The following is a 26338-nucleotide window of genomic DNA, read 5'->3' as shown; positions in this document are numbered from 1 at the left end:
TGGATCATGGATCTGAATCCTTACGCCAATGCAGCCGATCCGTTAAATATTATAAAAGGAAACCCGTATCTGAAGCCTGAGTTGACCAGAAAGCTGGAACTTTCCCATACGTATACAGGAACTAAGAATACATTATTGACAAGCAGTCTGTATTACAGCGCCAATAAAAGTGCAGTAGAACAGATTACCAGGGTTGATGAGAAGGGGATTTCGTACACCATGCCGGATAATATCGGTGAAAGCACACGAATGGGACTGAATGTAAATACGGTTTTTAATCCCGTTAAAAACTGGACTGTCAACGCAGGTGCAGAGATATTCCATTTGAAATTCCGAAGTAGTTCCTTAGGTCTTAAGAACGATGGAACATTTTTTAATTCCAGTATCAGCAATACAATTAATCTGATGAAGGATCTTCAGTTCAGTGCTTCAGCAGATTATGGAAATGGTTTTATCACACTACAGGGCAAAAATTCGGCTAATTACTCCTATCGTTTTGCGTTGAAGAAAGATTTGATGAATAATAAGGCAAGTCTTACGTTAGCGGTAATCAATCCATTCCAGAGCAATTTCAGGGAAACAGTGTATGCTTTTGCTCCTACTTTCCAAAGTACACAGATCAACAGATTTTATAACAGAGCAGCAACGTTAACGTTTAGCTGGCAATTTGGAGGATTAAGTGCTTCAAAAGAAAAAGACAGCCATTTTCCGGATCAGTCGGATGACAAATCTCTAAGAAGGAGAAGAAAGTAAAATTATCAATATGTGGTTTATGACCTAAGACGATATGCAAATGTTAACATCAAATACATTTTTTAAATGAATATATCAAGTATAAATAATATTTACCATCAAGAAAAATACTCCAGTACTTTTCTTGATCAGGCAACTCAAGTGACTACTGGGCTGAATGTTTTTACAGATCAACAAAATGAAGCGATAAAAGATCACCGGGAATTATATCCACGTGGCGGAATAATATTCTCCGAAACTTGTTAATGAACTTGCAGTAGTTTCTAAATATGACGAAGGATGTATAGATGATGACTTTGCCTGCAAGGAAATGATGAGCATCTTTTCTATGTCTTTGGCACTCAGTCTATGCTGCTGAAATATAAACAAGACATCTTCCTGAATTTAGCAACAATCATAAAAAAATAGTAATAATAAATTTATCATGAATAAAAAAGCCTTTGTAATTATTCCCATCGCTTTCCTCGGGTTAGCAACGGGCTGCGGTCCTGTTAAAGAAGGAAAAGAAGTTGTACAGGCATATCCGGTTACACAACCCATAAGTATTGATACAATAATTAATAAGGAGTTTGTCACGACAATTACTTCTCTGAAAAAAATAGAGGTACGTGCACAGGAAAAAGGCTTTTGGGAAAGAATATGAAAGAGCACGTTTCATTATACCGTATTTACGGTTTTTTCAGACCTTATAGATGGCAGTTACTTGGCTCCATAGCGCTTATCTTTATCGGAGCAGGAGCAGGAATGGCGATGCCATTTTTTATTACGGAGCATCATTGATGATGCGCTTCCTCATGCTAACATGCAGTTATTGGTCACATTAGTTATTGCCATGGTTCTGGTAACCATTGTTTCTGCTGTAATCAATATGGTTCAGACAATAATTTCAACGAAAATCGGACAATCTGTGCTTCATGATCTCCGGGTAAAGCTGTATTCACATTTACATTCCCTTTCATTGAACTTTTTCACAGATACGCGTGGTGGTGAAATTCAGTCCCGCATTACACAGGATATAGGATCATTGCAGGAACTTGTTTCCAACACTGCGCAGGAAGCTACTAAAAATCTAAGTATTGTGATCATGACAGTCATTGCTATGTTTCTGTTGGATTGGAAACTTTCATTGTTTTCACTAACTGTTGTCCCATTAACATTACTGTTGAGTAATTGGGTGGGAGCATTACGGGAAAAAGTTGCAGAAAAACAAAGACAAAAACTGGCCGATTTATCCTCAGAAATAAGTGAAACCCTGTCAGTACCAGGTATAATTCTTTCCCGTACAATGGGGAAGTCAGGATTTCTGATCAGTAAATTTTCAAAAACATCCAAAGATGTTGCGGATTTGGAAGTTCACTCGCGTACTTCCAATGAATGGCAATGGCAGATTATTTATTTGTTGCTGACCATTCTTCCGGCACTGACTTTACTGTTGGGTGGGCTTAGAACACAAGGTGGAAATCATGTTTCAATTGGTACGCTTATGGCGTTAATTGCACTACAGGAACAATTGACATTCCCATTGCAGGAGCTGCTTCGTACAAGTATTGAAGTGCGTAAAACCCGTGTATTGTTTTCCCGTATATTCGAGTATCTGGATATACCTTCTCAGGTCCGTAAGCTGTCAGAAGCAGTTGTGTTAAATAAAAAGACAGTTAAAGGTGATATAAAACTTAAAAAATGTCAGTTTTTCATATGAAGGTGCAACCCAGCTGTTGTCGGATATAACAATTGACATTCCGGGTGGCAGCCATGTTGCTATTGTTGGGGCTACAGGTTCCGGGAAGACGACTGTTGGCTATCTTATTGCAGGGCTTTATGAAGCAGATAGAGGAGCTATTTATATTGATGGTATTGATATCAGGAAGTTAAGCTCTCATTCACTTACAGATATTCTTGGCGTAGTTTCACAGGATCCTTACCTGCTCAATGGGACGATAAAGGAAAATTTGCTTTTTGCCAATCCCCGAGCTACTGACCTGGAGTTGATTAATGCTGCTAAGATTACGAAGCTGCATGACTTTATTATCAGCCTTCCATTACAATATGATACACCGATAGGAGAGCATGGTTATCGCTTTTCAGGGGGGGAAAAACAAAGACTTTCCCTGACAAGGACATTGTTAAGAAAACCAGCTATTATCATTATGGATGAAGCTACAAGTGCATTGGATACAATTACTGAACGTCATCTATCAAGTGCTTTAAGTGAATCGATGCATAATGTTACTACTATAACAATTGCACATCGGTTATCTACTGTGCGTCATGCAGATCAAATTGTGGTAATGCATCTTGGCAGCATTGTAGAGAAAGGAACCCATCAACAACTGCTTGAGAAGAATGGCTATTATACTAAACTTTTGGAATCAGATAGGAGTTAGCTACAATAATGGATGAATAAGTATTAAAATGCCAGAATAGCACAAATGTTTAAATAGGTTGTTGATTAGATGGCTGAAGCCCTGATATTAATGTCAGGGCTTAGTATTGTTTGAGAATAAATTAAAGATTAAAAAGTAACTATTTACAAGTAAATAAACTTAAAGCCACTGAAATTTCAGTGGCTTTTTAACTAAAACATTACTGACCCGGTATATAAAATTGATTCTGTCTTTGAACTTTACAATATAAAGTAATGATTCGTATAGAATAATCACACTATTTTAATAATAAATAATGTAACAAATTAAAGCGAAAACAGTCTTATTGTAAAAACTGAAGAGAGAAAGCCAGAATCTGTTAAAACAACTTCAGCAAGTATACATTAAAAAGACCTGAATCAGACAAGGATTAGTTTGAGCAACAAAATGAAGGATCAAATAACGTATAAATCATAATGCATGGAATAAAGTTATTTCCTGATTAGATGATAAATTATGTATATTTATAACACAATTGGCATGAAAAATGTGGAATATGTGCTTTATAAGGCTGCTTTTTTAAGATATGTGCTTAGGTAGGTATATAGCCATGATAGAGAAAAATTAAAATTGGATTGTATCATTAAAAAATATTCAAAAGCTATAATGAAAATGATAGCCTGTACACTGTACACAGGCTTGTTATTTATTGTTTCATGCCAGCAGAAGGCTTCTGATAAAAAAGATATAGAAGTTTTTGATACGTCTCTGACAGAACGCAATACGTCACTCCATCTTTCCGGTGAATATGAAGCACTGATCCGTCTTAATGTGGATTATCTGAAAAAAGCTGCCAAATTAAAATATAATGCAGGCAAAGGACTTTGCTATCTCAATATAGCAGATGTAAATGTATCTGCGGGGAACTATGAAAAAGCCTTGTTTTTCTTCAATAAAGCAGAACAAAAACTTACCAATTCTGAAAATAAGTACCATAAAGCTTTATTTTATAATGACTATAGTCTGTACAATTCTCACCTGAAATTATATGATAAGGCAATAGAATATAACAATAAAGCATTTCGTTATCTAAAGGAAGCCAAAGAATCGCCCCTGAAAAATAAGCTGCTTCCCAGGCTGTATGTGAACAAAGGAATTTATTTTGCGCGTAAAGGCTGGTATGGCACCTCCTTGAAGTGTTTCCTGAAAGCTAATGAGCTGGAAAATTCTGCGTATACCAACTGTATGGTGGCCCAGTATTATTTGTTTGTCAATGAGCCCGGCTCTGCACAGATGTATATTGCCTGGGCGGCTGAAAAAATGTCTGCCCAAAAAACCAGTGATGTGGAATCTCTTTGGGTTTACTATACCATGGGCTATTATTATAATGAAATAAATAGCAGTGATGAAGCTGAAGCGGCATTAAAAAAAAGCACTTGAAATCAATATTAAAACAAGGCGCACCTATTCTTCCCATATAGAAGGAGTGTATAAATCATTATCCGAATTATACAAAAAAAAGAATGATGGAGGTAAAGCTTATTTTTATTTGAAAAAATATATGGAGGAGGAAGGAAGACTTGATGCGGCGAGATTGGCCACTATGAATAAAACAACAGAAAACTTTATTTCAGCAATGGAAAAAGATTCAGAATGGCATAAAAATGATCTCCCCCTGTTTGTTGCCTTGTCTATTACAGTTCTTACAATCTCCGGAATCTATATTCAGAAAATGATAAAAATGCTGAGGGCAAAAAAAATAACCCTGAAACAGGAAACCGAAGAGCTGAAACATACTATATATCATAAAATGCTGCAGGAAGTAACTGAGCTTGCCAAAAAGAATGACTCTTCATTTTTGCTGAAATTCAAAGAATTGTACCCGGATTTTATCAGTGCACTTTTAAAGATCAATCCGGACCTTGAGAATTCTGAACTGGTTTTCTGTGCCATGCTGAAATTAAAGTTCTCGTCTAAAGAAATCGCAGATTATACATTCGTTCAACATAAATCTGTACATCAGAAAAAATACAGGATCAGGAAAAGACTGAATATCCCGGGTGATGAAGACATTTATAATTTCTTTGAAAAATTAAGTGCTTAATGCCTGTACAAGAAACAATGGGACATTTAAAAATAATATAATAGAGGAGACAGCCTAAAAACCATTTTTTAATGATAACTTATATCCGTAAATATTCCCCATCAATATAGAAAGCCTTATGAAGTGTATTTTACTTTCTATTGTAGCCATTATCCTGGTTTCCTGTAATCAGCGGTCAAAGAAAGAATTCAGAGAAAACTTTGATACTTCACTGCTTAAACAGAATGAAAAGTTTAGGCTTGAAGGTGAGTATGATTCTTTGGTTAACCTTAATAAAAGATATTACAAACAAGCTGATAAAGCCAATTATGAAGAAGGGAAAGCTTTGTGTTATATTAACCTGGCCGAAGTGAATATTTCCCTGGAAAACTATCAGAAATCCCAGATTCTTTTTGATAATGCAAAGGAGATTTTAAATCATTCTGAAAATGCTATTCATAAAGCCAGATTTTATAATGTCTACGGCCGGTTTAATATGGAACTGCGGAGGGTAGATAAAGCATTTGAATACAATAAAGAAGCTATGCGCTGGATCCGGCAAAGTGAAAATTCCGAGTTGAAAAAGAATATTCTTTTTAATATTTATCTCAGGGAGGCTACCTATCTCATGCAGAAGAAGCAGCCTCAAAAAGGCGCTGGAATATTTTCAAAAAGCCAGAAGATTAGATGATACAGGATTGGCTGCCTGTGCCATAAGTGATTATATCTATATGAATAAAAAAGATGGACTCTGCCAAAAAATATGTTATGCAGGCTTATTATAACACCAAAGCAAAAGGTAAAAAGGATGGCATAGCACTATATACCAGTACCATCCTGGGAGAATATTATATTGCGGACAAACAATATGATAAGGCCGAACGGGCTCTTATGGAGGCACTGGAAATAGATGATAAAACAAAGCGTATTTATGCATATTACACCAAGTATATCTATAATGATCTCAGAACATTGTATGAACAGAAAGGAGATAAGGAAAAGGCCTACTTTTATTTGAAAGCTTATACGGAAGCAAAAAATAAAACAAACACCGCTTTATTAAAAACAATTAATCAGGATATGGAGTCATTTATTGCAGAGGCAAAAGAAGATTCTGAGAAGCATAAAAATAAAATGCAATGGGTTGTTTTTTTATCTCTTGCTGTTTTTGCTTTATCGGGAACATATGCATGGAGGATTATAAGCTCATTAAGGAAGAGAAAACGGGATCTTAAAATAGAGGCAGAAAAATTAAGAAACCGTATGGATAGTAAAAAACAGGAAGAAATTATAGAGTTGGCGAGGAAAAATGATCCTGAGTTCCTGACCCGCTTTAGAGAAATATATCCGGAATTTATAGACAAACTTTTGATGATTAACCCTGATCTCGAAAATTCTGAACTCACTTTTTGTGCCATGCTTAAATTGCATTTTACATCCAAGGAAATTGCAAGCTATACCCTTGTGCAGCACAGAACGGTTCAGCAAAAAAAATACAGAATCCGGAAAAGGCTAAACATACCCGCAGAAACAGATACCTATCATTTTTTTGATGGTTTAAACTGATATAAAATAAAAATTGCCTGATTTTATCAACCAGGCAATTACTCGAAATATTCTCTTTTCACCACTTGCTATTTTATGTGGTTTACTTTTTTCAAATTTTGAATATTTTTTTAGTAATCAGGAAAAAAAACTATACTACACGAGTACGACACGTATTTTTTTTTACGAATAATTAATGGTTATTCTATGAATTTACTATTTTTTACCTCCCTGCTAAGTGAGATTACCATGTTTTGTGATCTGAAGAATTGTTTCTTTCCCAAATGAATCATTAATAAATGCTTGCCTTCATACTTAAGTGCAAATTCTAATATTTATTTGAATTGTTTAAAATTTTTAATGATTATTTGAGAGTTTTCTCAAATAAAATTCTATTTTTGGTGAGTTTTTTAATATTTTGATATACAGTTGTTTAATTGTTGTGTTGTATCTATGTAGTAGTCCTTTTTTTACCTTTTTTTGAATTTAAAGTATAGTTTTGTTTGAAATGTTGGAAGAAATATTGTGATAAAACAGACTGTAGGTAAAAAAACTTCTGTTGTCATTTTTCCAATTGTTTTCATTTTTAAATTATAAACCAAAAAATTCTATGAGAAAAAATGTTTTACTGATTAGTGCACTGATGGCAGGATTAACAGTGACATACGGACAGAAATGGGAATCTGTCTCACAAAAAAGTTCCCAGATCAGAAAAGATGTTGAAGTGCAGCAGGCTTACAGAGTCGATCTGACATCCCTTCGGGAAATTCTGAAAAATGCAGTAGAAACAGGAAAAGGGGCTGCCTCTGTTGTTATTTCATTACCTACAGCAGAAGGGAAAATTGAAAAATTTGCCGTATACAGCAATCCCGTTATGGATCAATCTCTGGTAGACCGTTACCAGCTGGGTTCATATGTGGGAGTGGGAATTGATGATCCCTCAAAATACCTGAGATTCAGCACTTCTCCAACGGACATGCAATCTATGATTATTAAAGATGGTATATTTCAGTTTATTGAGCCTATTACTACCGATAGACAAATTTATGGTGTGTTTTATAAGGCTCGGGAAGACGGAGAACATGGTTTTAAATGTGAAACGGGAGAACATAATTTTAAAGATATCAGTAAGCTGGTTGAAAATGGTAAAAAGATGCTTTCCGGAGTGGGAATTACCAGCAGGCCAACCAATACAAAATACAGAAATTTTAGAATGGCATTGTCTGTTACAGGAGAATATAGCCAATATCAGCTCACGGCAGCAGGAACTCCGGGTAATGCTCCTGATGATGTGAAAAAAGGGGTGGTTCTGGCAGCAATGAACAATACGATGACGAGGATAAACGGAGTTTTTGAGCGGGACTTTGGCGCTCATTTAACAGTTCAAAATTTCCCGCAAATCATATATCTTGATCCTGCAACAGACCCTTATACTGATGATTTGAATACTGAATTACAACAGACCCTCACTTCTGGAATTGGAAACGCCAATTATGATATCGGGCATGTTCTTAATCAAAATGCTGAAAGAAGCGGAAATGCAGGAGGAATCGGTATAGTCTGTATAGATCCTGCAAATGATACCGATTTACAAAAAGGTTCAGCCTTTACACAAGGGCCAATACCTACAGGAGAAGTTTTTGACTTTACTGCAGCCCATGAAATGGGACATCAATTGGGTGCGAATCATACGTTTTCAAACACATCTGCTACAGATGCCGTGCAGGGAGCTAATGTAGAACCCGGAGGAGGAACGACTATTATGGGGTATGCAGGGATTACCTACGATAATGTACAGGCTAATGCAGATGGTTATTTTCATTATAAATCAATAGATCAGGTTTTGACTAATCTGGAAAATAAAACTAATTGCGGAACATCCCAAAATATTGACAATAATACAGCTCCTGTAATCAATCCGCTGGCATCATATAATATTCCTAAGGGAACAGCTTACTATCTTGAAGCTTCTGCTGTAGATGCAGAAAATGATCCTGTGAATTATACCTGGGAGCAGAATGATAGTACAGATGGACTTTCTACTATTTCAGGGGATAGCGGATTAGGGTATAATCCCAAAGGAGCCCTGACAAGATCAGTTCCTGGTACCGCTAACGGAAGAAGATATTTCCCTAAACTGGAGACCGTGATGAATGGAATGCTAACCAACAAGCAGGGATGGGAAACTGTATCTTACATCCCCCGGATATTAAATTATGCGGTAACAGTAAGAGATCAGAATCCGCAACGACCAATGGTTTCAAGCGCTACAACCTCCGTTACAGTGGGAAATGACGGACCTTTTAAGTTTAACGGACTTACTCCTTCTTCAGTGCTGTACAATGATACAATGAATACCATTTATTGGGATGTTGCCAATACTAATAACGCGCCGTATAACGTAGCGAATGTAAAAATAGACTATACTACAGATAACGGCATGACCTGGACAGATCTGATTGCGTCCACACCTAATACCGGCAGCTATAATGTACAAATGCCTGGTAATGTAAACGGTGCTGTAAAGCTAAGAATATCAGCCGTAGGTAATATATTTTACGCAGTTTCTCCTGCCGTTACTGTAGGAACAGCTCCTACATCAACAACCTCAGCGCCTACAGGTATTTCCACAATAGATACTGAAGTTTTCAAAACAACAGCAAGAGTATCCTGGAATAGTGTTCCAGGAGCTACTTACTCCATTAATTATAGAAAATCAGGAACCGTAAACTGGTCTAATATTGTAAGCCAGGCAAACTCAGTGGTTTTGAATAACCTGGAGGATGAAACGAACTATGAGGTACAGGTTGCCACGGTAGTTAATTCTGTTGTTGGAAATTTTTCTGACAATTATGCGTTTAAAACAAAAGGATTGAAAACCGGAGTTGATTACTGCCTGTTGAATTCAGGGTCACCGTATTTTGCAGGAATTGTAGCGGTTACGGTAGCGAATGTAACCTATCAGAATGTTGTCGCAAGATCATATATAGATCTAAGTGAAGATGCTTCCAAAGTAGTTAATCTTGTCCAGGGTAGTTCATATACATTGAAACCTACAATTGTGAATTTGCTTGCAGGAGCAAATGAAAATGTTTCTGTGTGGATTGATTATAACAGAAATGGAGTATTTGAAGCTACAGAAAGGGTCAGCAGTTTGTCCGGAACAGCTCCGGGAGGACTTGTTAATTTTGGGAGTCATAATTTTACCGTTCCGGCAACGTCCTATTCCGGAGATAAATTGTTAAGGATGAGAATAGTAGGGAAGTTTTCGTCATCAGCTCTAACGAATGCCTGCGGTGAAATCAGTAGCCAGGCGGGAGGTGTTTTGGATCTTCCTGTAAGGATTTCAGGTAGCAGTACTCTGGGAACAAAAGAAATAAAAAATACAACATCTGAAGTTTCCATTTATCCTAACCCTGCAGATACTTTTGTGGAAGTGAAGAATCTGAAAGGAAAAGCAGACTATAAGATTTACAATGCAGAAGGCAGGCTGGTGCAGGAAGGCAGAATTGACGGGCAAAGAATCAATGTGGCTTCATTGGTGAAAGGAATGTATGTGATTTCTATAAAAGACGATCAGAACACTTATTATAATACTAAACTGATTAAAAAATAACACAGATGATTTCCTCCTGAAACAGAATCTAGGGAGAGAAGAAACATTTATTTTTTAAAGAGGGAAATGGGCTGTCTCTAATTGAGATAGCCCTTTTTATGTTATTATCATAAGTGGGTGCCCTTAGTATTTCAGACTTTTGATATTGTCTTCCTGTTGAGGTTTGTTCCGGGCATTATTGGATTAAAATATACTTGAATTTGCTTGAAATATACTGTTATATTGTTTTATTCCAGCCTATTTTTGCATAAAGTATAATAAATATGAAGGCTATAGTATTAGAGAGATTTGGTGGACCAGAGCATTTAATGATTAAAGAAATTGAACAACCTGTTATAAAAAGTAATGAAGTCCTGGTTAAGGTAAAAGCCATCAGCATCAATCCTGTAGATGCTAAGGTTCGTAGCAGGAAGGCTCCTCTGGCTGAGGATTTGATGCAGTATGATCCATTAATTTTAGGTTGGGATCTTTCCGGAGTAGTTGCAGAGACAGGAAATGAAGTCACCGGGTTTCAGGTAGGTGATGAGGTATTTGGGATGGTTAATTTTCCTGGTCATGGTAAAGCTTATGCAGAATATGTAGCGGTTCCGGCAGAACAATTGGTGGGTAAACCTGATAATATTACCCATGTTGAAGCTGCGGCGAGCACTTTAGCCGCTCTTACAGCCTGGCAGGCATTTGACAGTTATGGTAAGCTGAGACCTGATGATAAAGTGCTTATCCATGCAGCATCGGGTGGGGTAGGTCATTTTGCCGTACAAATAGCAAAACATATAGGTGCCTATGTTATAGCTACCTCTTCATCCGCTAACAGGGATTTTCTATTAGGATTAGGAGCAGATCAGCATATTGATTATAAGAATATTCATTTTGAAGAAGTTCTGTGTGATATCGATTTTGTACTGGAAGCGATCGGAGGTGATAATTTTCAGAAATCGGTTAAAGTTTTAAAGCCCTTTGGATCTATTGTCACCTTGCCATCCGGATATACCCAGGAAGACGAAAGACTGGCCCGTGAAAAGAATTTGCATGCCTGTTACTTTATGGCTGTTTATTCCAGTGGAAGGGATATGGAGCAGATTGCTGCGTTACTGGAAAAAGGAATTATAAAACCCTACGTTTCCCATGTATTTAATTTTGAAGATATGGCAAAAGCCCATCAGCAGATTGAAACGGGACGTACCATAGGAAAAGTGGTTGTAGAACTATAAAGAATTCCAGACAGCAAGTTTTCTATAGTAATAAAAGACTCGATGTTCTTTTGAAGTTGTAAATCGTTTCAATAATCATGGATAAAAGTTTCTATATTTGAATAATGTAATGCATTACTGAAAAATAATATCATGGATAAAAAACATATTGTTGTTGTAGGATTAGGAGGTGTAGGCGGCTATTTTGGTTTTAAAATTAACAAAACAAACGAAATTTCAGGGAAATACAAGGTATCTTTTGTTGCAAGAGGAGAAACGTATGAGAAAGTAAAAGAAAACGGGCTGATCTTACTTTCCCCTGAGCATTCTGATCATCATACTTATCCTGATGCTATTGAGCAAAACATCAGCGATATAAAAGCTCCTGACCTGGTTCTGATCTGTGTAAAGGAATATGATCTTGAAAATGTATGCAGACAACTTGTGGAAATCATTCATAAAGATACGGTATTGCTTCCTATGATGAATGGGGCAGACATCTACGAGAGAATGCGGACTATTATTCCAGATCATACCATTCTGCCTGCCTGTATCTATGTAGCTTCCCATATTAAGGAAAGAGGTATGGTAGAGCATAAAGGGAAACCGGGAAAGATGATTGTGGGAAGAGATCCTGAACATTTTTCAATGAATATAGACTGGGTGATTGATTTGTTGAAGGAAAGTAAAATAGATCTTGAATTTAAAGATAATTCTCTGACGGATATCTGGACTAAATTTTTCTTTATCGCCAGCTTTGGATTGGTGACAGCAAAATATAATTCATCGATCGGAACAGTGTGTTCTCACGAACAACAGAAGCAGGAAGCTACTGAAATCATGAAAGAAATGAAAAAGATTGCAGACAAGAAAGGCATTCTTTTACAGCCAGATATCATTGATTCAACTTTTGAAAAAGCAGCTGCATTTCCTTTTGACACTCCTACATCTTTACAGTTGGATATCCATTCCGGCAAAAAAGAAAACGAACTGGAGTTATTTGCAGGAGCCATTTTAAAATCCGGAAAAGAATTGGATATAGAGACTCCTTTTACCTGGAAGATATATAACGAGATTATATCAGGATAGCATCCAGAAGATAGATGTACTGTTTACAGCATAATTTGAATACCAGGCTATTACGCTCCATGCATAAACTTTTGTCTTTCCAGTAATACTTCTTCCGATTCACGATGGTCAGGATCATCAATACAGCAGTCCACAGGGCAAACGGCTTTGCACTGTGGTTCTTCGTGAAAGCCCTTGCATTCTGTACATTTTCCTGAAACAATATAATAAACTTCATCTGAAACAGCCTGGTTGGAAGCATCGGCATCTGCCTCAGTACCATCCGGAAAGATTACCTTTCCGGAAAGCCGGGTTTTATCCTGCCATCTCCAGTCGATAGCGCCTTCGTAAATGGCTGAGTTGGGACATTCAGGTTCGCAGGCCCCGCAGTTGATACAGTCATCAGTTATTTTTATAGCCATGATAATATATATAATATGTTAAAAAAAGGGATTTCTTATTGTACTGCTGGAAATCCCTGTTAAACTTAATTAAAACAGTTTCAACAATTTATTTACATCATAAACTGTGCAAACCTGTACTTTTAATCTGTTGATTTTCAGTGTAATTTAAAATACCGGCTTCAGATGCTGTAAATAATCCTGCACGAGGATCAGTGAACTGTATATTTCTTTCATATGATGAATGGTTTATTATCTTGTTTTTCAATCTTTTTAGTGGCTGCAATGCTGATAAGCTTATCAAATTTTTCTGAGTAAAAATCTGATATCATTGTTCTGTTATCATTATGAAACAAAGAGGATCTTATAATAGGAACGCTGAAGGGAAGAGGCCATGCGCGTAATGATTTGGCAATGGCGTCCATGGTATTGATTCCCTGCATTGCCTGTAACCCTTCTGCCCAGCATACCAGGCCCACCGTTTTATCAGTTAAATAAGGCTCATATCTGTTGGCCGTTATTTCAAGCCAGTCCAGGCAGTTTTTCATCACCCCCGGAATGCTTCCGTGGTAAAGCGGGGCCAACCAGAAATGGAGATCGGCATCCAAAAAAACGTTGAGCCATACGCTCTACAGCCAAGGGTGTTTCAGCAAGGGACATATCAAATAAAGGAATCCCGGAATCAGCAAGATTAAAAATATCAGTATGAATTCCCAGGCTTTTAAGCTGTTCTACAAAATAACCGGAAATAAGCCCCGAAGCAGATTCTGCCCTTCTCTCTGATGATCCGTTAAATATAATTGCTTTCATTTTTGTTTTTTTGTTTGAAAATTACTTTGGGCAGACCTATTTCGCCATACATAAGACTTTTAACCATGGGTGTCAGGAGTTCTGCTGCTGTAAGGTAAAGTGCAGGATGATGATCTGAATGGGCCCTGACCACAACTTTTTGATTTTTATAATGTTTAAGATCGGCATAGATGAGACGGCGTTTCCAAAGATCCAGCAAAATGGTCTCTGCATTGTTGAGATCTACGTATACAGTATATGGGGATAATTTTTCCATAAGAAACATATAAACCCAGGGTGGAATGATAGCATCAGTAGAGCAGGTGATTCCCACTGCTTTTCCGTTGTACACAGAAAAATCAACCCGGGCAATGGATTCTTTAAACTCTTTTTCCTTGACAATCATTCCCATAAAAAGAAAATCTCTGATGTCCAGTTCTACAATTTCTGTAGTAGGTTTATAATCCAACAGATCAAGAGCAATAATGCCTGATGCTTCCGCTTTATTCATAAAGATTTCCTGATTCATATCTTTAACCGGTTCTGATTATCTTACTTTTAAAAGAGCTTCCTCATATTTTCTTTCGACGGCAGACCAGTCTAATACAGACCAGAAAGCATCCAGATAATCTGCTCTTTTATTCTGGTAGTTTAAATAATAGGCATGTTCCCATACATCTATTCCAAGGATAGGAAAACCTCTGTTTACCTGCAGGACATCCATCATAGGATTATCCTGGTTAGGGGTAGAACTTATTGCCAGAGAACCGTTGAACTTTACGAACAGCCAGACCCATCCGGAACCAAATTGAGCAAGCCCTGCTTTCTTCATTTCAGCTTTAAGGTTTTCCAGGCTGCCAAAAGTTGTAGTTATAGCTTCACCAAGTTCACCTTCAGGACTGAGTTTAGGCTGTGGCGAAAGAATTTCCCAGAATAGAGAATGGTTGTAGTGACCTCCGCCATTATTTCTTACAGCCGGACTATACTCGCTTATCCGCTGTAAAAGGGAATCCAGATCCGGATCAACTTCATTGGTTTGTGATAAAGCAGCATTCAGATTATCCACATAAGCCTGATGATGGCGCTGATGGTGAATGGTCATCGTTTCCGTATCAATAAATGGAATAAGAGCATCATAAGCATAAGGAAGCTGAGGTAATGTAAATAGTTTCATTGCATTTATTTTTGATTAATATAGAACAAAGGTAATAATATATTTAAATAAAACAACTAAATGGTTGTTTTATTGTGAAGGTCATGTTATAGCTAATTAATTGAAAATTATCAAATTATCTCCATATCTTAAAGATTATAGAAAATGACTATCTTTGTTGTTGAAAAATAAAACAACTAAAATATTGTAAAAATGAAGAAACCGGCTGCAGACCGCATTTTGATGTTTCTGAAGATGAGAGGAGAAGCCACTTCACTTCTTATCGCTGAAGAGCTGTCCATTACAAAGGAAGGTGCACGAAAGCATTTACTGAATCTTGCTCAGGAAGGTCTGATAGAATCTACTGTAAAAAATGAAGGTGTTGGCCGTCCTTCCATCTATTATATACTTACCCCTAAAGGTCTTTCGCAATTTCCGGATACCCATGCGGAAGTAACGGTTCAGCTTCTCAGGTCTGTCAAAAACCTTTTAGGTGAAAACGCATTGGATCTTCTTATCAGTGACCGGGAAAAGAATACTCATGAACGGTATGAAATAGTACTCTCCCGGGCAAATTCCTTGGAAGAGCGTTTGAATGCCCTTGCTGAAATACGGAGCAGGGAAGGCTATATGGCAGAATGGAAAAAAGAAGGAAATGAATATTTCCTGATAGAGAACCATTGCCCGATATGTGCTGCGGCTACAGAGTGCCAGGGATTCTGCCGTGCAGAATTGTCCAATTTTCAATCGTTGATCGGAAAAGAATATACAGTAGAAAGGGTAGATCATATTATTTCCGGAGGGCAGCGTTGTGTCTATAGAATTACACCGTAGTTTTGATAATCTGATTCCGGGCAGCTAATATTTTGTCAGGATTTCCATCAGCACCAGTATGGAAATAAGTTTTTTAGAAGACTTGTATTCAGGACTGAGTTGTTCCCGGATTTCCCCAAGTGCCTTACTGAGCTTATTGCTTACCGTTTTATTGCTTATTCCCAGTGCTTCTGCTGTTTCGTTCACAGACATATTTTTCCGTATCCTCATATCATACACCAGTTGTTCGGTGGAAGGAAGTTGTGAAACTACCTTGTCGATCATCAGTAATAGAGAGGAAATTTCATTTTCTTCGAGAATTTCAAAATATTCGGTATCGGTTATCTCTACTTCTTCAGGAGAGGTGAATTCATCAATGCTCAATGTTGGTGAAGCTTTTTTTAAGGCTGTTGTAATAATCCAGGATCCTGTAATGAAGATGGCGGATCAGGTAGCCTTTAGCGCTTTCCGATTCATCCGTTTGTATGGTATCTGTGTTTTCCAGAATTTTTATCCAAAGGTTTTGAAGCAGTTCTTCAGAGATTTCCTTGTCTTTGGTCCTCACAAAAACAAAACTGTACAGGGAGTCCCAATATCGTTCATAAAGCAGCATAAATGCAGGACGGTCGCCTGATTTTATTTTCTTTAATAAAGTGGAGTCTGTTAGGTTCATCATACTCTGACAAAATTACCTAAAGGAAAATTAACTTTTTGTGAACTTTAGTTATGGTAAGGTTAAATATTTCTGGAAAATGAAGGCTTGAATATGAATTTAATGTTGAGTAAATGTAAAATAGGTTAAAAATGATTGGAATTTTGGCTTTAATATAAACGGAACGTTAAGAACCGGACAGGGAAGTTTTTCAATTTCACAGTTTTATAGATAGAGTATCTGTGAATACGATGAATATTTATGAAACGGTTAAACAATAAAAATATCAAAACTTTTGTTTTCAGACTTTGGGAACGGGAGGTTTCGGAAGATAAAATTTCCGAAAAGGAAAAAGAAACTTTAAAACACTGGAGGCTCCTTGCAGAAAAAGATCTGGATACCCATCATAGAAGAGAATCTAAAGAGAGGGTACTATCTGCTCTGGAACATTATTTTGCTGAAAAACCCCGTCATATAAAAAGTTTAAAACAAAGCGCCTACAGAATAGCGGCGGCTATTGTGATACTATTGACATTGGGGAGCTTTTTTACTTATACCATTTTCTTTAAGCCTGATGTTTATATGGCAGTATCCGGAAACCGGACTGTTCATCTTAAGGACGGATCTGTGGTAACTTTATTACCCGGTGCAGAGCTTACGGTAGCTCAATCATTTCCTGCTTCTACCAGGGTTGTTGATCTGAAAGGTGATGCCATATTCTCCGTTGCAAAATCAAAATCACATCCTTTTATAGTCTATGCTGAAGGCTTCAGTACCAAAGTCCTGGGAACGGTATTTAAGGTTTCACAATCCGGAAAGAAAAAATCCGTGGACCTTTATGAAGGTAAAGTAGCCGTATCTACTGAAGGAGTACCGGTTTCTTACCTGAAACCTAATCAGAAATGGACCAACCTGGGGATTGCCCGCACCACGGCTATTATTTCTTTTGCTCCCTCTGAAACGTCAGGGAAGCAATTTCCCGAACTTTTTGTCTTTAAGCTTTAATGATGTTTCTGTAAAAGATGTTATTACCATTCTGGAAGGAAATTACAGCATAAAGATATATTACCCTAAAGAAATTGAAAGTAAAAAGATCACTGCTGACTTCACGGGAGGAACAGCCGCAGAAAATATTGAATCGCTGGCCTTTATATTAGGAATGGAAGTCCAGAAAAAAGAAAACATCTATACTTTGAAAAAATAGATCCCCTTTAGTAATCAACATAAAAATAATAATCAGATAACCTTATCAAAAAGAGAACGCAACGTATGAAAAGTTTGAAATGTGGTCTTACCATAGCAGCATTGTTTTTTACTGTCACAGCAGAAGCCCAGGAATTGGTCCGGAAAGTATCATTTTCCGTACCGGCAAGCAAGCCATTAATTGAAGTTCTGGAAGAGTTTGCCGGAAAAACCGGGATGAGGCTAGCTTATTCAAAACAGGATATTAAAGAGCTTAAAGTAAAAGGGGTAAAATGCGAGAACTCCTCCATCAGCAGCTGCCTGAAAGACATCACTAACGGACTTCCTGTTATTTTCCGCCTGAATGGTGACCTTATTTCAATAAAATATGAGAACCCGGATGTTTCGGTACCGGGAAACGGACGTATATCCGGGAAAATTGTTGATGAAGTGGGAAGACCTGTTGCCGGTGCAGAGGTTCGTATTGCTCAGAGAACTATAATAACTGATAATAACGGGGATTTTACCATAGATCTTCCTTCAGGGCTCTATACTCTTACCATAAAAGCACCAAGATATAATCCGCTCAGGGTAGAAAAGCTATCTGTTACTAATAAAGAAACCAATACCGTTTCATTCGCATTGAATCCGGCTTCCGATAAAATTACAGACATTAAAGAGGTGGTGGTGACAGCAACCCGGAAGGCCGACACGCAGGCAGGATTACTGGCCCAGCAAAAAAAAGCCGCCCAGATGAGTGACGGAATTTCGGCCGAACAAATCTCAAAAACACCGGATAATGACGTAGGCGGAACATTAAAAAGAGTAACCGGAATTACCACTATAGATAATAAGTATGTTGTGGTACGCTCAATGGGAGAACGCTGGAATACAGCCGCAATGGATGGCATCAACCTACCCAGCACCGAAGCATATAACCAGAATTTTTCTTTCGATATTATTCCTACCGCCATGGTGGAAAGTGTTGTGGTGAGTAAATCTGCCACTCCTGATATGAATGCCAATTTTGCAGGAGGTTATGTGGAGGTAAGAACTAAAGATATTCCTAACGAAAACTTTACAACAGTAACCTTGGGTACTTCCTATAATGACCAGTCGGCATTTAAAGAATTTCTGACCCGTAAACGGGGAAGATATGATTATTTCGGGTATGATGACGGAACAAGGGATTTCCCGAAAGGACTCGAAGCAATGAGTGTGAGCAATCCTATGTTCTTTGAACAATCCAAACAGTTTACGAATGATAATTTCACCACTTATAAAACAAAAGGTGATATGGGATCAAACATTCAGCTGGCATTAGGAAGAACATATCGCCTTGCCAACAACAATAAATGGGGTTTTGCCGGTGCTTTTGTCATTCGGAACGAACAGAACAAACTGAATATTGATCATACCGGAAGAGGAAACTGGCTGGATACGACGGGGCCTTTGGACGCCAATGGACAAATTCCTTTTTATGACTTTAAAAATAAAGGGGCATCCTATCAGTATAACTCTACGGTGGCAGGAATGCTTAATTTCGGTTTGCAGCTTAATAAAAGCAGGATCTCTTTCCGGAACTCCTATACCCATATCTATGACAATACCCTGACAAGAATCACGGGATGGAACGAATATACCGGTGGAAGTGGTTTGCCATCCAATGCAGAAGCTTCCTATCATTACTTTTATAATGGTATCATCCCTGATAATGATCCTTCAAAAATCAAATCTTTAGATAAACCTTTTACAGGGAATACGGACTATCCGGTTTACCAGATGTTTTTGCAGAATAAACTGGAAGGTAGCCATAAGACAGGGAATATGGAAATTAACTGGTTTGCTGCCAGGACCGGGGTTTCTTCAGATACCAAAGATTATACGCTGCACCAGACATTATACAATTTTATAGGCCGTGAAATCCTTAGCTATCATGAGGTTAATAATTCCTCAAGTGATTTTGCAAGAGGTTATATCATGAGTAAAGAAACAGATTACAACTACGGTGCATCTTTCAAATGGAGTTTTGATCGGGAGCTATTTAAAAATGATATTAAAATAGGCTATGCCGGGGCATCCAAAACCAATACGAATCAACAGCAAAAGTTTTTACTCAGGGTGGATGAAAACAGAAATGTCCCCAACAGTAAAATTTTACAAATGTACGGGGCACTCTCTGATTGGTTTGATGGCTCTCATTATGCTCCCGGAGGAATAGGGTGGCAAACCAGACCGCTCTATAAAAATGAAAAATATGAAGGTAAAGTAGAGCAGCATGCCATGTATGTGATGTTTGATAACCGCTGGAAAAATAATTTCAGGTTAGTATGGGGGGTACGGGCAGAATATTTCAAATATGATCTGGTTTCCCAGCAGCTTGATCCCGGTGACTCACGCAATGTCAATAAACCGGGAGTAGATGACCAACCCTGGCAATGGATGCCTTCTGCCAATTTTACCTATAGCCCTACCAATAAAATCAATCTGAGGCTGGCATATAATAAAACGGTAATCCGGCCTCAATTTAATGAAAGAATTGGATTGCCCTATTTTGACCCTATTGCCAATGGGCATATTTACAATACGGAAATGGTGTCCTCTGTAGTGAATAATTATGACTTTAAATTTGAATGGTTTCCGGGGCTGGGAGAAATTTTTTTCTGCAGGAATCTACTATAAAAATATAGATCACCCCATTGAGCGTGAAGGCTATCTTTCCAGTGAAGGAAATCTTTACCTGTATAATGGGAACTCAAAAAATGCAAAGCTGAAAGGATTTGAGGTGGAAATACGGAAGAATTTAGGTTTCATTGCAGAGAATTCGATTCTATCGGATCTTTTTATCAGTGGGAATTTCACCTATAACGATACTAAAGTCATTGCCTTTAAAGACAGGGAAAAAACAGGAGACAGGGATGCCACCTATGAAGTAGCCAGGCCCTTGTACGGACAGACTCCTTATGCATACAACATGGGACTCATGTATGACGGAGAAAGGCTTGGGTTAAGCTTTCTTTATAATGCCAAGGGCGATCAGTATATCACTGTAGGTTACTCTTTCAACGGGGAGGAAATACAGCGCCCCTATGCCGTAGCAGATGGGCAGATTTCTTATAAGTTCCTGAGAAACCGGAATCTGGAAGTGAAATTAAACGTCAGAAATCTTTTTAACAGGGTAAAGGAATACTATAACAATTTTAATTCTTACGTAGCCAGGAAAGACGGAGGCGGAAGTAATCTGGAAACAGAAAGAGAATCCATGGAATTATTACCCGGAGCTACAAACAAATACGATAAGAATATTGATAAAATCTTATTCCGGGCCTATAGCGGAAGAATGTTTGGGTTGAGTGTGAATTATACATTTTAACCTGCAAAAAAATAAATTAAGAGCTCTTGATAGAGAAGCGTACAGGTTTCGGAATCCTGATAAGAGCCGGATTGATACTGATGATGCGCACAGCAGTACCGGATCAGCCAAACCGAACGCTATTGTCTTTTCCCGGGCAGTAGTGGCAAAGAAGGGAACTCAGGCAGACCAGCTCCTCCTGGCCTGCAGGATGAAAACAATAACCAAATCGCAGAAATATAGAGGCGGATATTTCTGAATATTAAAAAATTTCCGGCCATAAAATAAATGCCGGATCTATCAAAAATTATAACAATGAAAAGATTAACCCTAATCGCAGCTGCTGCATTATCTCTTACAGCTTGCCAAAATGATCATTTGGCAGATTCTTCGACACCCTTCGAAATGAAGCCTACTTCAGCTGAATACCTTACAGCTTCTTCACTACCTGTGACTACAGTAAGTGGTCCGATTACTTCTGATACTACCTGGAGCGGAGTAATAGAAATTGATGGTACCGTAGCCGTTAAAAACGGAGCAACACTTACCATCCAGCCCGGTACTTTTATCAAAGCAAAGCCTAATGCAATAGGTGAAGGTTCAGGAATTCTGGTGATTACCAAGACAGGTAAAATCAATGCTACCGGAACAGAAACCCAGCCGATTGTTTTCACAAGTTACAAACTATTGGATGGAAATGAAGATACAACTGCTTCTCCCGGGGATTTCGGAGGAGTGATCCTTTTAGGGGATGCTCCTACCAATGTTCCTTCTACCACAACAATTGAAGGTCTGACCGGTAGCGATTACTATTTCGGAGGAACCAACCCTTCTCATAATGCAGGAATCATGAAATATGTACGTATTGAATTTGCAGGCTATGATTTCGTTGGAGCAAACTCAGGAAATGAAGTGAATGCCTTATCATTAGGAGGTGTAGGAAACGGCACAACGCTGGATCATATCCAGGTATCTTACGGTCAGGACGATTCTTTCGAATTTTTCGGAGGAACTGTAAATGCATCCAACCTGATTTCTTTCGCAGCGGAAGATGATAATTTTGACTTTGATAACGGATATACAGGAACAATTACATGTGCCCTTTCTTTGGCTGATTACAATTCTGCACATACGGTAAGCGGGGGAAGCCCTGATTCTAACGGTATCGAATTGGATAACAATGCTACCGGTACAGCGACTTCATTGATTACCAATCCTGTTATTAATAACCTTACGATTGTAGGTCCTAAATTCGGTAACGCAGGACAAGGTGCTGCCTACGAAAACGGAATTCACATCAGAAGAAATGGTAAGCTGACATTACATAACGCTGTAGTTACAGGATATCCTGTGGGAATCAGGGTAGAAGGTACAGGTTCTGAGCTTTCTTCAGCTTCAACATTGGCTTCCATCCAGGTTCATGGCTTCACTACTTCCGTAATCGGAGCAGGTACGGCAGGAATACCGGCAACCAATCTCCTTACAGGAAATACTGCTGCATTGTGGGGCATGAGCCAGCCATTCTTTAACGAAGGAAGCTGGAATGTTTCCCCAAGAAACTGTGGCAACTTCCAGGGATCCTGGACAAAATACAATTTTACGGCTGTAGAATAATTAAAACTTTAAAAAGCAGGGAACAACGCACGCTGTTCCCTTGCTTTTATTTTCAAAATCTTAATAATCAGTGTTATGAAAAAAATAATTTTATCATCTGTTTTGCTGGTATCTCACCTGGCTGCAGCGCAGTCTCTGGTATGGGGAAACTCCTTTGATACACCTGCTGATCTTCAGGGATGGACATTCCATGATCTGAACAATAACAACAACGGGTGGGTACAGGGACAGAATATTTACCACAATGGTACTTCTCTGGTCTACGGAACAGCAAATGTTCTGCGTCATTCCATCAGTCTGGTTCCAAGTGGCAGCGCAACAGGTTTTGCTACAGAAAATGACTGGATTATTTCTCCTCAGATTGATCTGACAGGTGCTGCAGGAACAATTACTTTAGCAGCTTATATCGGAAGACAGAGATCTTCCCATACTATTGTTGCCAGAGATCTCTATATCTACGTAAGCACCCCGCAGAAAGAGGTTCCCGCTTTATCTGACTTTCAGGCAATGACCATAGATGCAGGGGGAAATGATATTCCAAGCCCTTATAAAATACAGGTAGGAGATTCTACCAACCCATTTCCGGCAGATCTTACCCAGTTTGTAGAATCCCTTGTAGACCTTTCCGCTTTTGCAGGAAAAAAAATCTATATCGGAATGTGGGCCAACAGAAAAGCAAACGGTAATAATATTCAGAATATCAATATTGATGAGATCGGTATTTATGCGACTTCGTTTTTAGGAATTAAGGAAGTAAAAAGAAACAAAAATTTAACACAAATAAAAGAAAATCCGGTACAGGATAATTTGCAGCTCCAGCTTAACCCTGCATTGAAAGAAAATACAGCCATTGTCAATATTTACAATATGGCAGGCCAGAAAGTCCTTAGTGTTCAGTATTCCAGGTCTATTCCTGTAGCCGGGTTATCCGCAGGAACTTATATCGCAGAAATCACTGACGGAAAGACCGCGGAACAGTTGAAATTTATTAAAAAATAATCATTCGTAAATGTACTTATAAATTGGATTACTGCCTTTACAAAGCAATTGTCCGGAACATATCCAAGTAGTTTTTTTATAATTGTTTTATTGCCCTGCACTATTGGGCGGGGCAATATTTTTAACCTTCATACTATAATTTAATAATAAAGATGAATAAGATCTTTGCATTGCTGTTTTTTATCATATTAGTTTCCTGTACCGGTAATACGGTAATAGAAAAATATGATACAGCCCAGAAGCCCGGTGAGATAAACATCAAGGGATACTCTAAGCCCGATGTACTTCAGCTGAGATTCAACGGGGAACCTGTAGCCATCAACGGGAAAACTTCCTATACCAATAAAATAGAAACCCAGCTTCAGTTTGTACTGGATGAAGGAGAAACCAACAAACTGGCTATTTATAATAATGAAACAGGAACTGAAATCACACAATATACCATCACTTATACCAATGCTGAAGATTTCAAAAACCTGTATTTTTTTAATCTGCCGGGAATTTTTTTGCAAACCTATGTGGTAAAACCCCAGGTAAATCTTGGAAAAGTGGGCCTTGAGTTCATATTTCCGAATCTTGGGGAATTTTCAGGATCTTCCCTTACCAATGTTAAGGGGGTATTAAAAAGGGAAAACGGGGTAGTACTCGCAGAATTTGATAATATCGGGAAAGATAATTTTACGCCTGTGAAAATCTATAGTTCCTTCAGTCCTTCAGCACCGGTATATCTGGAACTTTATAAACCGGGAACCACAGAACCCTACGCAGGATCCGGAATCGTTAAGGTAACGCTCAAGCAGCATATGGGAGCCAATCTGATTGTACTTCAGGAAAAGCAGGAAAATGGCGCCTGGATTGTAAAAGGAGATATCGATGTATCAGAATACCTGTAGTCGGCTATGAATAATTTTCTAACCATTCCATTTGTTATCATTTTCACTTTTCTCATTGCATGCACGAATAATGACGAAAGTGTTCCCGTATTCCCTGAAGGAAGCACAGAATCTGTGAATGTATGGGTACAAGACAGTATGAAGCGGTATTATTACTGGGCTGATCAGATGCCTGCCAAACCGGATTACAGACTTCCCGTAAAAGACTTCTTTAAAAGCCTGCTGTCTCCACAGGACCGGTTTTCTTTCATTGTCAATACGGCAGATGCTTCTTCATATCCCCGTTCAATCCGGAATATGTATGGCTTTGATTATACGGTTATTCAGCAGAGCAATGGAAACGTGATCACTGTTGTTAAACTGGTCCTTAAAAAACTCCCCTGCATTCAACGCCGGGCTGGAAAGGGGGATGATTATTACCAAAATCAATGGAACATCTGTCACAGCAGCCAATGCAGAAGCAATGGCCTCATCTATGAAAGAACTCACCATCCTGGATCTTACCGTAGGAAGCTGGAAAAATGGCAGTGTTGCTGATGAAAAAGAAATTAAAATATATTACGGCTTTTCCATGGAGCAGCCTCTGTTATCTAAAATTTTTGATAAAAACGGGAAAAAGACGGGATATCTTTATATTTATGATTTTCCTGATGGAATGACTTCCACCCTTTATCAGAAGTTTGCTGAGTTCAAAGGGGCCGGAGTACAGGAACTTATCCTGGATCTCCGCTATAATTATGGCGGGTCGGTATCCTCTGCTGCGGCTCTGTGTTCACTCATTCCTTCAGGTATAACGTCCGCTTCACCCTTCATTATATTTAAAGGAAATAAAAACGGTGGTGAAGTAAAAAGGACATTTGCCCAGCAGATTGCCTATGATCCCAAAGCACTTGATTTCACCACCTTACGTGCTAATGCCTTAGGATTGGGTAAAGTGTATATTCTTACCTCAAACAGTACGGCTTCAGCTGCTGAAATAATCATCAACAATCTGAAGCCCTATATACAGGTAATCCAGATCGGGGATGTTACATTGGGAAAAGATATGGCGGGATTCACGGTAGAAGACAAACGTAAACCACGGAAAATTTCCTGGCAGATTCATCCGGTTATTTATAAAGTCTTTAATGCCGGTGGAGCCGGGGAGTATCATGATGGAATTTCCCCACAGATTGCTGTAAGCGAATATTCTGATTTGCCGCTACTGCCTTTAGGTGATCCCGGGGAAACGTTAATTTCTACAGCATTGGACAATGTTTATTTAAGGTCAGCAAATAAAGCAGCCTCACCTCAGAAAGTAAAGATTCTATATCAGAGTGATATACTTCAGTAATGAACAAATTAATTATGCTGAAATAGAAAACAGATTTACAATTTGCGGTTTTGCCATTTATCTTAAATACCTTTACCACCAACACAATCATATAAAAACCAAATTCATGCAGGGAATAGAACCAAAATTTCATACAAGCCTCACCAGTCGGGTAGAACATTACCGCCTGTTAACAGAAGCGATGGATGATCCTGAACTTCGTTCCACTGAGGTCATTGCACAGATTTCAGAATTGAGAGATCTGTATGAGGAATATTTGCTTAACAAAAAGAACCTTGAAAAAAGCATTAAGAATTATAGGGAATATCATAACGAACTGAGAAAGAAACTTACGGTAAGATTCCGGGAACTTAAAAGAAAAGGCCCGGCAGAAATAGCTTTCCTATAATCAAAAAACTCCATCATTAGGCTCATAATGAGGCACTTTTAGGTGGCTCATTCTTTTGACAGTCAGTTTATACATGATGTTTAAAATCCATTTTATTTATTGCTTTAATCTCAAAATTCTTATTTTTATAACATTAAGTTGAAAGATGGTG

General features: G+C 38.2%; 30 protein-coding genes. 23 read left to right on the top strand and 7 right to left on the bottom strand.

Annotated elements, in window-relative coordinates; genetic code table 11:
* The first annotated feature begins 6 nt into the window (after positions 1 to 6).
* The 12 genes from HX13_RS24210 to HX13_RS11900 all read left to right on the top strand — a co-directional run bounded on the left by HX13_RS24210 (position 7) and on the right by HX13_RS11900 (position 12639).
* Positions 7 to 753 carry an outer membrane beta-barrel family protein gene (locus tag HX13_RS24210; protein ID WP_410493124.1) on the top strand — a complete coding sequence of 249 codons (747 nt, stop codon included), beginning with the start codon at positions 7 to 9 and terminating at the stop codon, positions 751 to 753.
* A gap of 424 nt (positions 754 to 1177) precedes the next feature.
* Positions 1178 to 1396 carry a hypothetical protein gene (locus tag HX13_RS11940; RefSeq protein WP_050021244.1) on the top strand — a complete coding sequence of 73 codons (219 nt, stop codon included), beginning with the start codon at positions 1178 to 1180 and terminating at the stop codon, positions 1394 to 1396.
* Positions 1393 to 1533 carry a hypothetical protein gene (locus HX13_RS22985; protein ID WP_202962922.1) on the top strand — a complete coding sequence of 47 codons (141 nt, stop codon included), beginning with the start codon at positions 1393 to 1395 and terminating at the stop codon, positions 1531 to 1533. Before HX13_RS11940 ends, HX13_RS22985 begins: the two co-directional genes overlap by 4 nt.
* A 31-nt stretch (positions 1534 to 1564) precedes the next feature.
* Positions 1565 to 2452, top strand: coding sequence for an ABC transporter transmembrane domain-containing protein (locus HX13_RS22980; protein ID WP_238555273.1), 888 nt, complete (start codon positions 1565 to 1567; stop codon positions 2450 to 2452).
* 16 nt (positions 2453 to 2468) lie between these two features.
* Entirely contained in the window at positions 2469 to 3137 is a 669-nt protein-coding gene (locus tag HX13_RS22975) for an ABC transporter ATP-binding protein (protein WP_202962921.1), read from the top strand.
* 651 nt (positions 3138 to 3788) lie between these two features.
* Entirely contained in the window at positions 3789 to 4556 is a 768-nt protein-coding gene (locus tag HX13_RS11930; RefSeq protein ID WP_157837437.1) for a hypothetical protein, read from the top strand.
* Positions 4557 to 4665: 109 nt separating this feature from the next.
* Positions 4666 to 5220 (top strand): helix-turn-helix transcriptional regulator, encoded by a 555-nt coding sequence (locus HX13_RS11925; RefSeq protein ID WP_128572376.1) that lies wholly within the window; start codon positions 4666 to 4668, stop codon positions 5218 to 5220.
* A gap of 118 nt (positions 5221 to 5338) precedes the next feature.
* Positions 5339 to 5890, top strand: a complete 552-nt coding sequence (locus HX13_RS11920) for a hypothetical protein (protein WP_050021241.1) — start codon at positions 5339 to 5341, stop codon at positions 5888 to 5890.
* 53 nt (positions 5891 to 5943) lie between these two features.
* Positions 5944 to 6765, top strand: a complete 822-nt coding sequence (locus HX13_RS11915; RefSeq protein ID WP_050021240.1) for a hypothetical protein — start codon at positions 5944 to 5946, stop codon at positions 6763 to 6765.
* Positions 6766 to 7354: 589 nt separating this feature from the next.
* Positions 7355 to 10360 (top strand): reprolysin-like metallopeptidase, encoded by a 3006-nt coding sequence (locus tag HX13_RS11910; protein WP_050021239.1) that lies wholly within the window; start codon positions 7355 to 7357, stop codon positions 10358 to 10360.
* Between the two features lie 263 nt (positions 10361 to 10623).
* On the top strand, positions 10624 to 11571 hold the full coding sequence (locus HX13_RS11905) for an NADP-dependent oxidoreductase (RefSeq protein WP_050021238.1): 948 nt from the start codon (positions 10624 to 10626) through the stop codon (positions 11569 to 11571).
* Positions 11572 to 11703: 132 nt separating this feature from the next.
* Positions 11704 to 12639 (top strand): ketopantoate reductase family protein, encoded by a 936-nt coding sequence (locus HX13_RS11900; RefSeq protein ID WP_050021237.1) that lies wholly within the window; start codon positions 11704 to 11706, stop codon positions 12637 to 12639.
* Between the two features lie 50 nt (positions 12640 to 12689).
* Here HX13_RS11900 and HX13_RS11895 read toward each other — a convergent pair whose 3' ends face one another.
* From HX13_RS11895 to HX13_RS11880, 5 genes are all read right to left on the bottom strand, one after another.
* Positions 12690 to 13040, bottom strand: a complete 351-nt coding sequence (locus HX13_RS11895) for a 4Fe-4S dicluster domain-containing protein (RefSeq protein WP_050021236.1) — start codon at positions 13038 to 13040, stop codon at positions 12690 to 12692.
* Between the two features lie 212 nt (positions 13041 to 13252).
* Positions 13253 to 13567 carry a hypothetical protein gene (locus HX13_RS24205; RefSeq protein WP_238555272.1) on the bottom strand — a complete coding sequence of 105 codons (315 nt, stop codon included), beginning with the start codon at positions 13565 to 13567 and terminating at the stop codon, positions 13253 to 13255.
* Positions 13542 to 13829 carry an NAD(P)H-dependent oxidoreductase gene (locus tag HX13_RS24200; RefSeq protein ID WP_238555271.1) on the bottom strand — a complete coding sequence of 96 codons (288 nt, stop codon included), beginning with the start codon at positions 13827 to 13829 and terminating at the stop codon, positions 13542 to 13544. The genes HX13_RS24205 and HX13_RS24200 overlap by 26 nt, the downstream gene beginning before the upstream one ends.
* Entirely contained in the window at positions 13810 to 14337 is a 528-nt protein-coding gene (locus HX13_RS11885) for a DUF2480 family protein (RefSeq protein ID WP_050021235.1), read from the bottom strand. The genes HX13_RS24200 and HX13_RS11885 overlap by 20 nt, the downstream gene beginning before the upstream one ends.
* Positions 14338 to 14355: 18 nt before the next feature.
* A complete protein-coding gene (locus tag HX13_RS11880; protein WP_050021234.1) occupies positions 14356 to 14982 on the bottom strand; it encodes a superoxide dismutase in 627 nt (208 codons plus the stop codon).
* 192 nt (positions 14983 to 15174) lie between these two features.
* Here HX13_RS11880 and HX13_RS11875 point away from each other — a divergent pair, with 192 nt between their 5' ends.
* Entirely contained in the window at positions 15175 to 15795 is a 621-nt protein-coding gene (locus tag HX13_RS11875) for a helix-turn-helix transcriptional regulator (protein WP_050021233.1), read from the top strand.
* Positions 15796 to 15819: 24 nt separating this feature from the next.
* On the opposite strand, the gene HX13_RS24195 is transcribed toward HX13_RS11875, so the two are convergent.
* Positions 15820 to 16158: an RNA polymerase sigma factor gene (locus HX13_RS24195; protein WP_050021232.1), complete on the bottom strand. Its 339-nt coding sequence runs from the start codon at positions 16156 to 16158 to the stop codon at positions 15820 to 15822.
* Complete coding sequence (locus tag HX13_RS24190; protein ID WP_050021231.1) at positions 16148 to 16450, bottom strand: RNA polymerase sigma factor; 303 nt, start codon at positions 16448 to 16450, stop codon at positions 16148 to 16150. The genes HX13_RS24195 and HX13_RS24190 overlap by 11 nt, the downstream gene beginning before the upstream one ends.
* A gap of 237 nt (positions 16451 to 16687) precedes the next feature.
* Between HX13_RS24190 and HX13_RS11860 the strand changes: the two genes are divergently transcribed.
* The 10 genes from HX13_RS11860 to HX13_RS11825 all read left to right on the top strand — a co-directional run bounded on the left by HX13_RS11860 (position 16688) and on the right by HX13_RS11825 (position 26187).
* Complete coding sequence (locus tag HX13_RS11860; RefSeq protein WP_050021230.1) at positions 16688 to 17431, top strand: FecR family protein; 744 nt, start codon at positions 16688 to 16690, stop codon at positions 17429 to 17431.
* Entirely contained in the window at positions 17415 to 17630 is a 216-nt protein-coding gene (locus HX13_RS11855; RefSeq protein WP_050021229.1) for a FecR domain-containing protein, read from the top strand. Before HX13_RS11860 ends, HX13_RS11855 begins: the two co-directional genes overlap by 17 nt.
* A gap of 65 nt (positions 17631 to 17695) precedes the next feature.
* Positions 17696 to 20290 carry a TonB-dependent receptor gene (locus HX13_RS11850; RefSeq protein WP_238555270.1) on the top strand — a complete coding sequence of 865 codons (2595 nt, stop codon included), beginning with the start codon at positions 17696 to 17698 and terminating at the stop codon, positions 20288 to 20290.
* Positions 20238 to 20981, top strand: a complete 744-nt coding sequence (locus HX13_RS24185) for a TonB-dependent receptor domain-containing protein (RefSeq protein ID WP_238555269.1) — start codon at positions 20238 to 20240, stop codon at positions 20979 to 20981. Before HX13_RS11850 ends, HX13_RS24185 begins: the two co-directional genes overlap by 53 nt.
* A 294-nt stretch (positions 20982 to 21275) precedes the next feature.
* Entirely contained in the window at positions 21276 to 22574 is a 1299-nt protein-coding gene (locus HX13_RS11845) for a hypothetical protein (RefSeq protein WP_050021429.1), read from the top strand.
* A 75-nt stretch (positions 22575 to 22649) separates the two neighbouring features.
* Entirely contained in the window at positions 22650 to 23573 is a 924-nt protein-coding gene (locus tag HX13_RS11840; protein ID WP_050021228.1) for a T9SS-dependent choice-of-anchor J family protein, read from the top strand.
* A 152-nt stretch (positions 23574 to 23725) separates the two neighbouring features.
* Positions 23726 to 24466, top strand: a complete 741-nt coding sequence (locus HX13_RS11835; protein ID WP_238555267.1) for a hypothetical protein — start codon at positions 23726 to 23728, stop codon at positions 24464 to 24466.
* A 6-nt stretch (positions 24467 to 24472) separates the two neighbouring features.
* Positions 24473 to 25003: a hypothetical protein gene (locus tag HX13_RS24180; protein ID WP_238555266.1), complete on the top strand. Its 531-nt coding sequence runs from the start codon at positions 24473 to 24475 to the stop codon at positions 25001 to 25003.
* A complete protein-coding gene (locus tag HX13_RS24175; RefSeq protein ID WP_316931303.1) occupies positions 24930 to 25799 on the top strand; it encodes a S41 family peptidase in 870 nt (289 codons plus the stop codon). Before HX13_RS24180 ends, HX13_RS24175 begins: the two co-directional genes overlap by 74 nt.
* 106 nt (positions 25800 to 25905) lie before the next feature.
* Positions 25906 to 26187 carry a hypothetical protein gene (locus HX13_RS11825; RefSeq protein WP_128572375.1) on the top strand — a complete coding sequence of 94 codons (282 nt, stop codon included), beginning with the start codon at positions 25906 to 25908 and terminating at the stop codon, positions 26185 to 26187.
* Positions 26188 to 26338 lie beyond the last annotated feature (151 nt).

This window comes from Chryseobacterium sp. P1-3 (assembly GCF_000738495.1).
In the GTDB taxonomy this organism is placed as follows: Bacteria; Bacteroidota; Bacteroidia; order Flavobacteriales; family Weeksellaceae; genus Chryseobacterium; species Chryseobacterium gallinarum.
The sequence above is the reverse complement of the archived record's forward strand: the minus strand, read 5'-3'. Positions and strand labels throughout refer to the sequence as shown.

Excerpts from the sequence above, each read along its gene's own strand:
- HX13_RS24210 (WP_410493124.1), top strand. The coding sequence starts at position 7 with ATGGATCTGAATCCTTACGCCAATGCAGCCGATCCGTTAAATATTATA.
- HX13_RS11940 (WP_050021244.1), top strand. The coding sequence starts at position 1,178 with ATGAATAAAAAAGCCTTTGTAATTATTCCCATCGCTTTCCTCGGGTTA.
- HX13_RS22985 (WP_202962922.1), top strand. The coding sequence starts at position 1,393 with ATGAAAGAGCACGTTTCATTATACCGTATTTACGGTTTTTTCAGACCT.
- HX13_RS11930 (WP_157837437.1), top strand. The coding sequence starts at position 3,789 with ATGATAGCCTGTACACTGTACACAGGCTTGTTATTTATTGTTTCATGC.
- HX13_RS11920 (WP_050021241.1), top strand. The coding sequence starts at position 5,339 with ATGAAGTGTATTTTACTTTCTATTGTAGCCATTATCCTGGTTTCCTGT.
- HX13_RS11915 (WP_050021240.1), top strand. The coding sequence starts at position 5,944 with ATGGACTCTGCCAAAAAATATGTTATGCAGGCTTATTATAACACCAAA.
- HX13_RS11910 (WP_050021239.1), top strand. The coding sequence starts at position 7,355 with ATGAGAAAAAATGTTTTACTGATTAGTGCACTGATGGCAGGATTAACA.
- HX13_RS11905 (WP_050021238.1), top strand. The coding sequence starts at position 10,624 with ATGAAGGCTATAGTATTAGAGAGATTTGGTGGACCAGAGCATTTAATG.
- HX13_RS11900 (WP_050021237.1), top strand. The coding sequence starts at position 11,704 with ATGGATAAAAAACATATTGTTGTTGTAGGATTAGGAGGTGTAGGCGGC.
- HX13_RS11895 (WP_050021236.1), bottom strand. The coding sequence starts at position 13,040 with ATGGCTATAAAAATAACTGATGACTGTATCAACTGCGGGGCCTGCGAA.
- HX13_RS24205 (WP_238555272.1), bottom strand. The coding sequence starts at position 13,567 with ATGAAAAACTGCCTGGACTGGCTTGAAATAACGGCCAACAGATATGAG.
- HX13_RS24200 (WP_238555271.1), bottom strand. The coding sequence starts at position 13,829 with ATGAAAGCAATTATATTTAACGGATCATCAGAGAGAAGGGCAGAATCT.
- HX13_RS11885 (WP_050021235.1), bottom strand. The coding sequence starts at position 14,337 with ATGAATCAGGAAATCTTTATGAATAAAGCGGAAGCATCAGGCATTATT.
- HX13_RS11880 (WP_050021234.1), bottom strand. The coding sequence starts at position 14,982 with ATGAAACTATTTACATTACCTCAGCTTCCTTATGCTTATGATGCTCTT.
- HX13_RS11875 (WP_050021233.1), top strand. The coding sequence starts at position 15,175 with ATGAAGAAACCGGCTGCAGACCGCATTTTGATGTTTCTGAAGATGAGA.
- HX13_RS24190 (WP_050021231.1), bottom strand. The coding sequence starts at position 16,450 with ATGATGAACCTAACAGACTCCACTTTATTAAAGAAAATAAAATCAGGC.
- HX13_RS11860 (WP_050021230.1), top strand. The coding sequence starts at position 16,688 with ATGAAACGGTTAAACAATAAAAATATCAAAACTTTTGTTTTCAGACTT.
- HX13_RS11850 (WP_238555270.1), top strand. The coding sequence starts at position 17,696 with ATGAAAAGTTTGAAATGTGGTCTTACCATAGCAGCATTGTTTTTTACT.
- HX13_RS11845 (WP_050021429.1), top strand. The coding sequence starts at position 21,276 with ATGAAAAGATTAACCCTAATCGCAGCTGCTGCATTATCTCTTACAGCT.
- HX13_RS11840 (WP_050021228.1), top strand. The coding sequence starts at position 22,650 with ATGAAAAAAATAATTTTATCATCTGTTTTGCTGGTATCTCACCTGGCT.
- HX13_RS11835 (WP_238555267.1), top strand. The coding sequence starts at position 23,726 with ATGAATAAGATCTTTGCATTGCTGTTTTTTATCATATTAGTTTCCTGT.
- HX13_RS24180 (WP_238555266.1), top strand. The coding sequence starts at position 24,473 with ATGAATAATTTTCTAACCATTCCATTTGTTATCATTTTCACTTTTCTC.
- HX13_RS24175 (WP_316931303.1), top strand. The coding sequence starts at position 24,930 with ATGGCCTCATCTATGAAAGAACTCACCATCCTGGATCTTACCGTAGGA.
- HX13_RS11825 (WP_128572375.1), top strand. The coding sequence starts at position 25,906 with ATGCAGGGAATAGAACCAAAATTTCATACAAGCCTCACCAGTCGGGTA.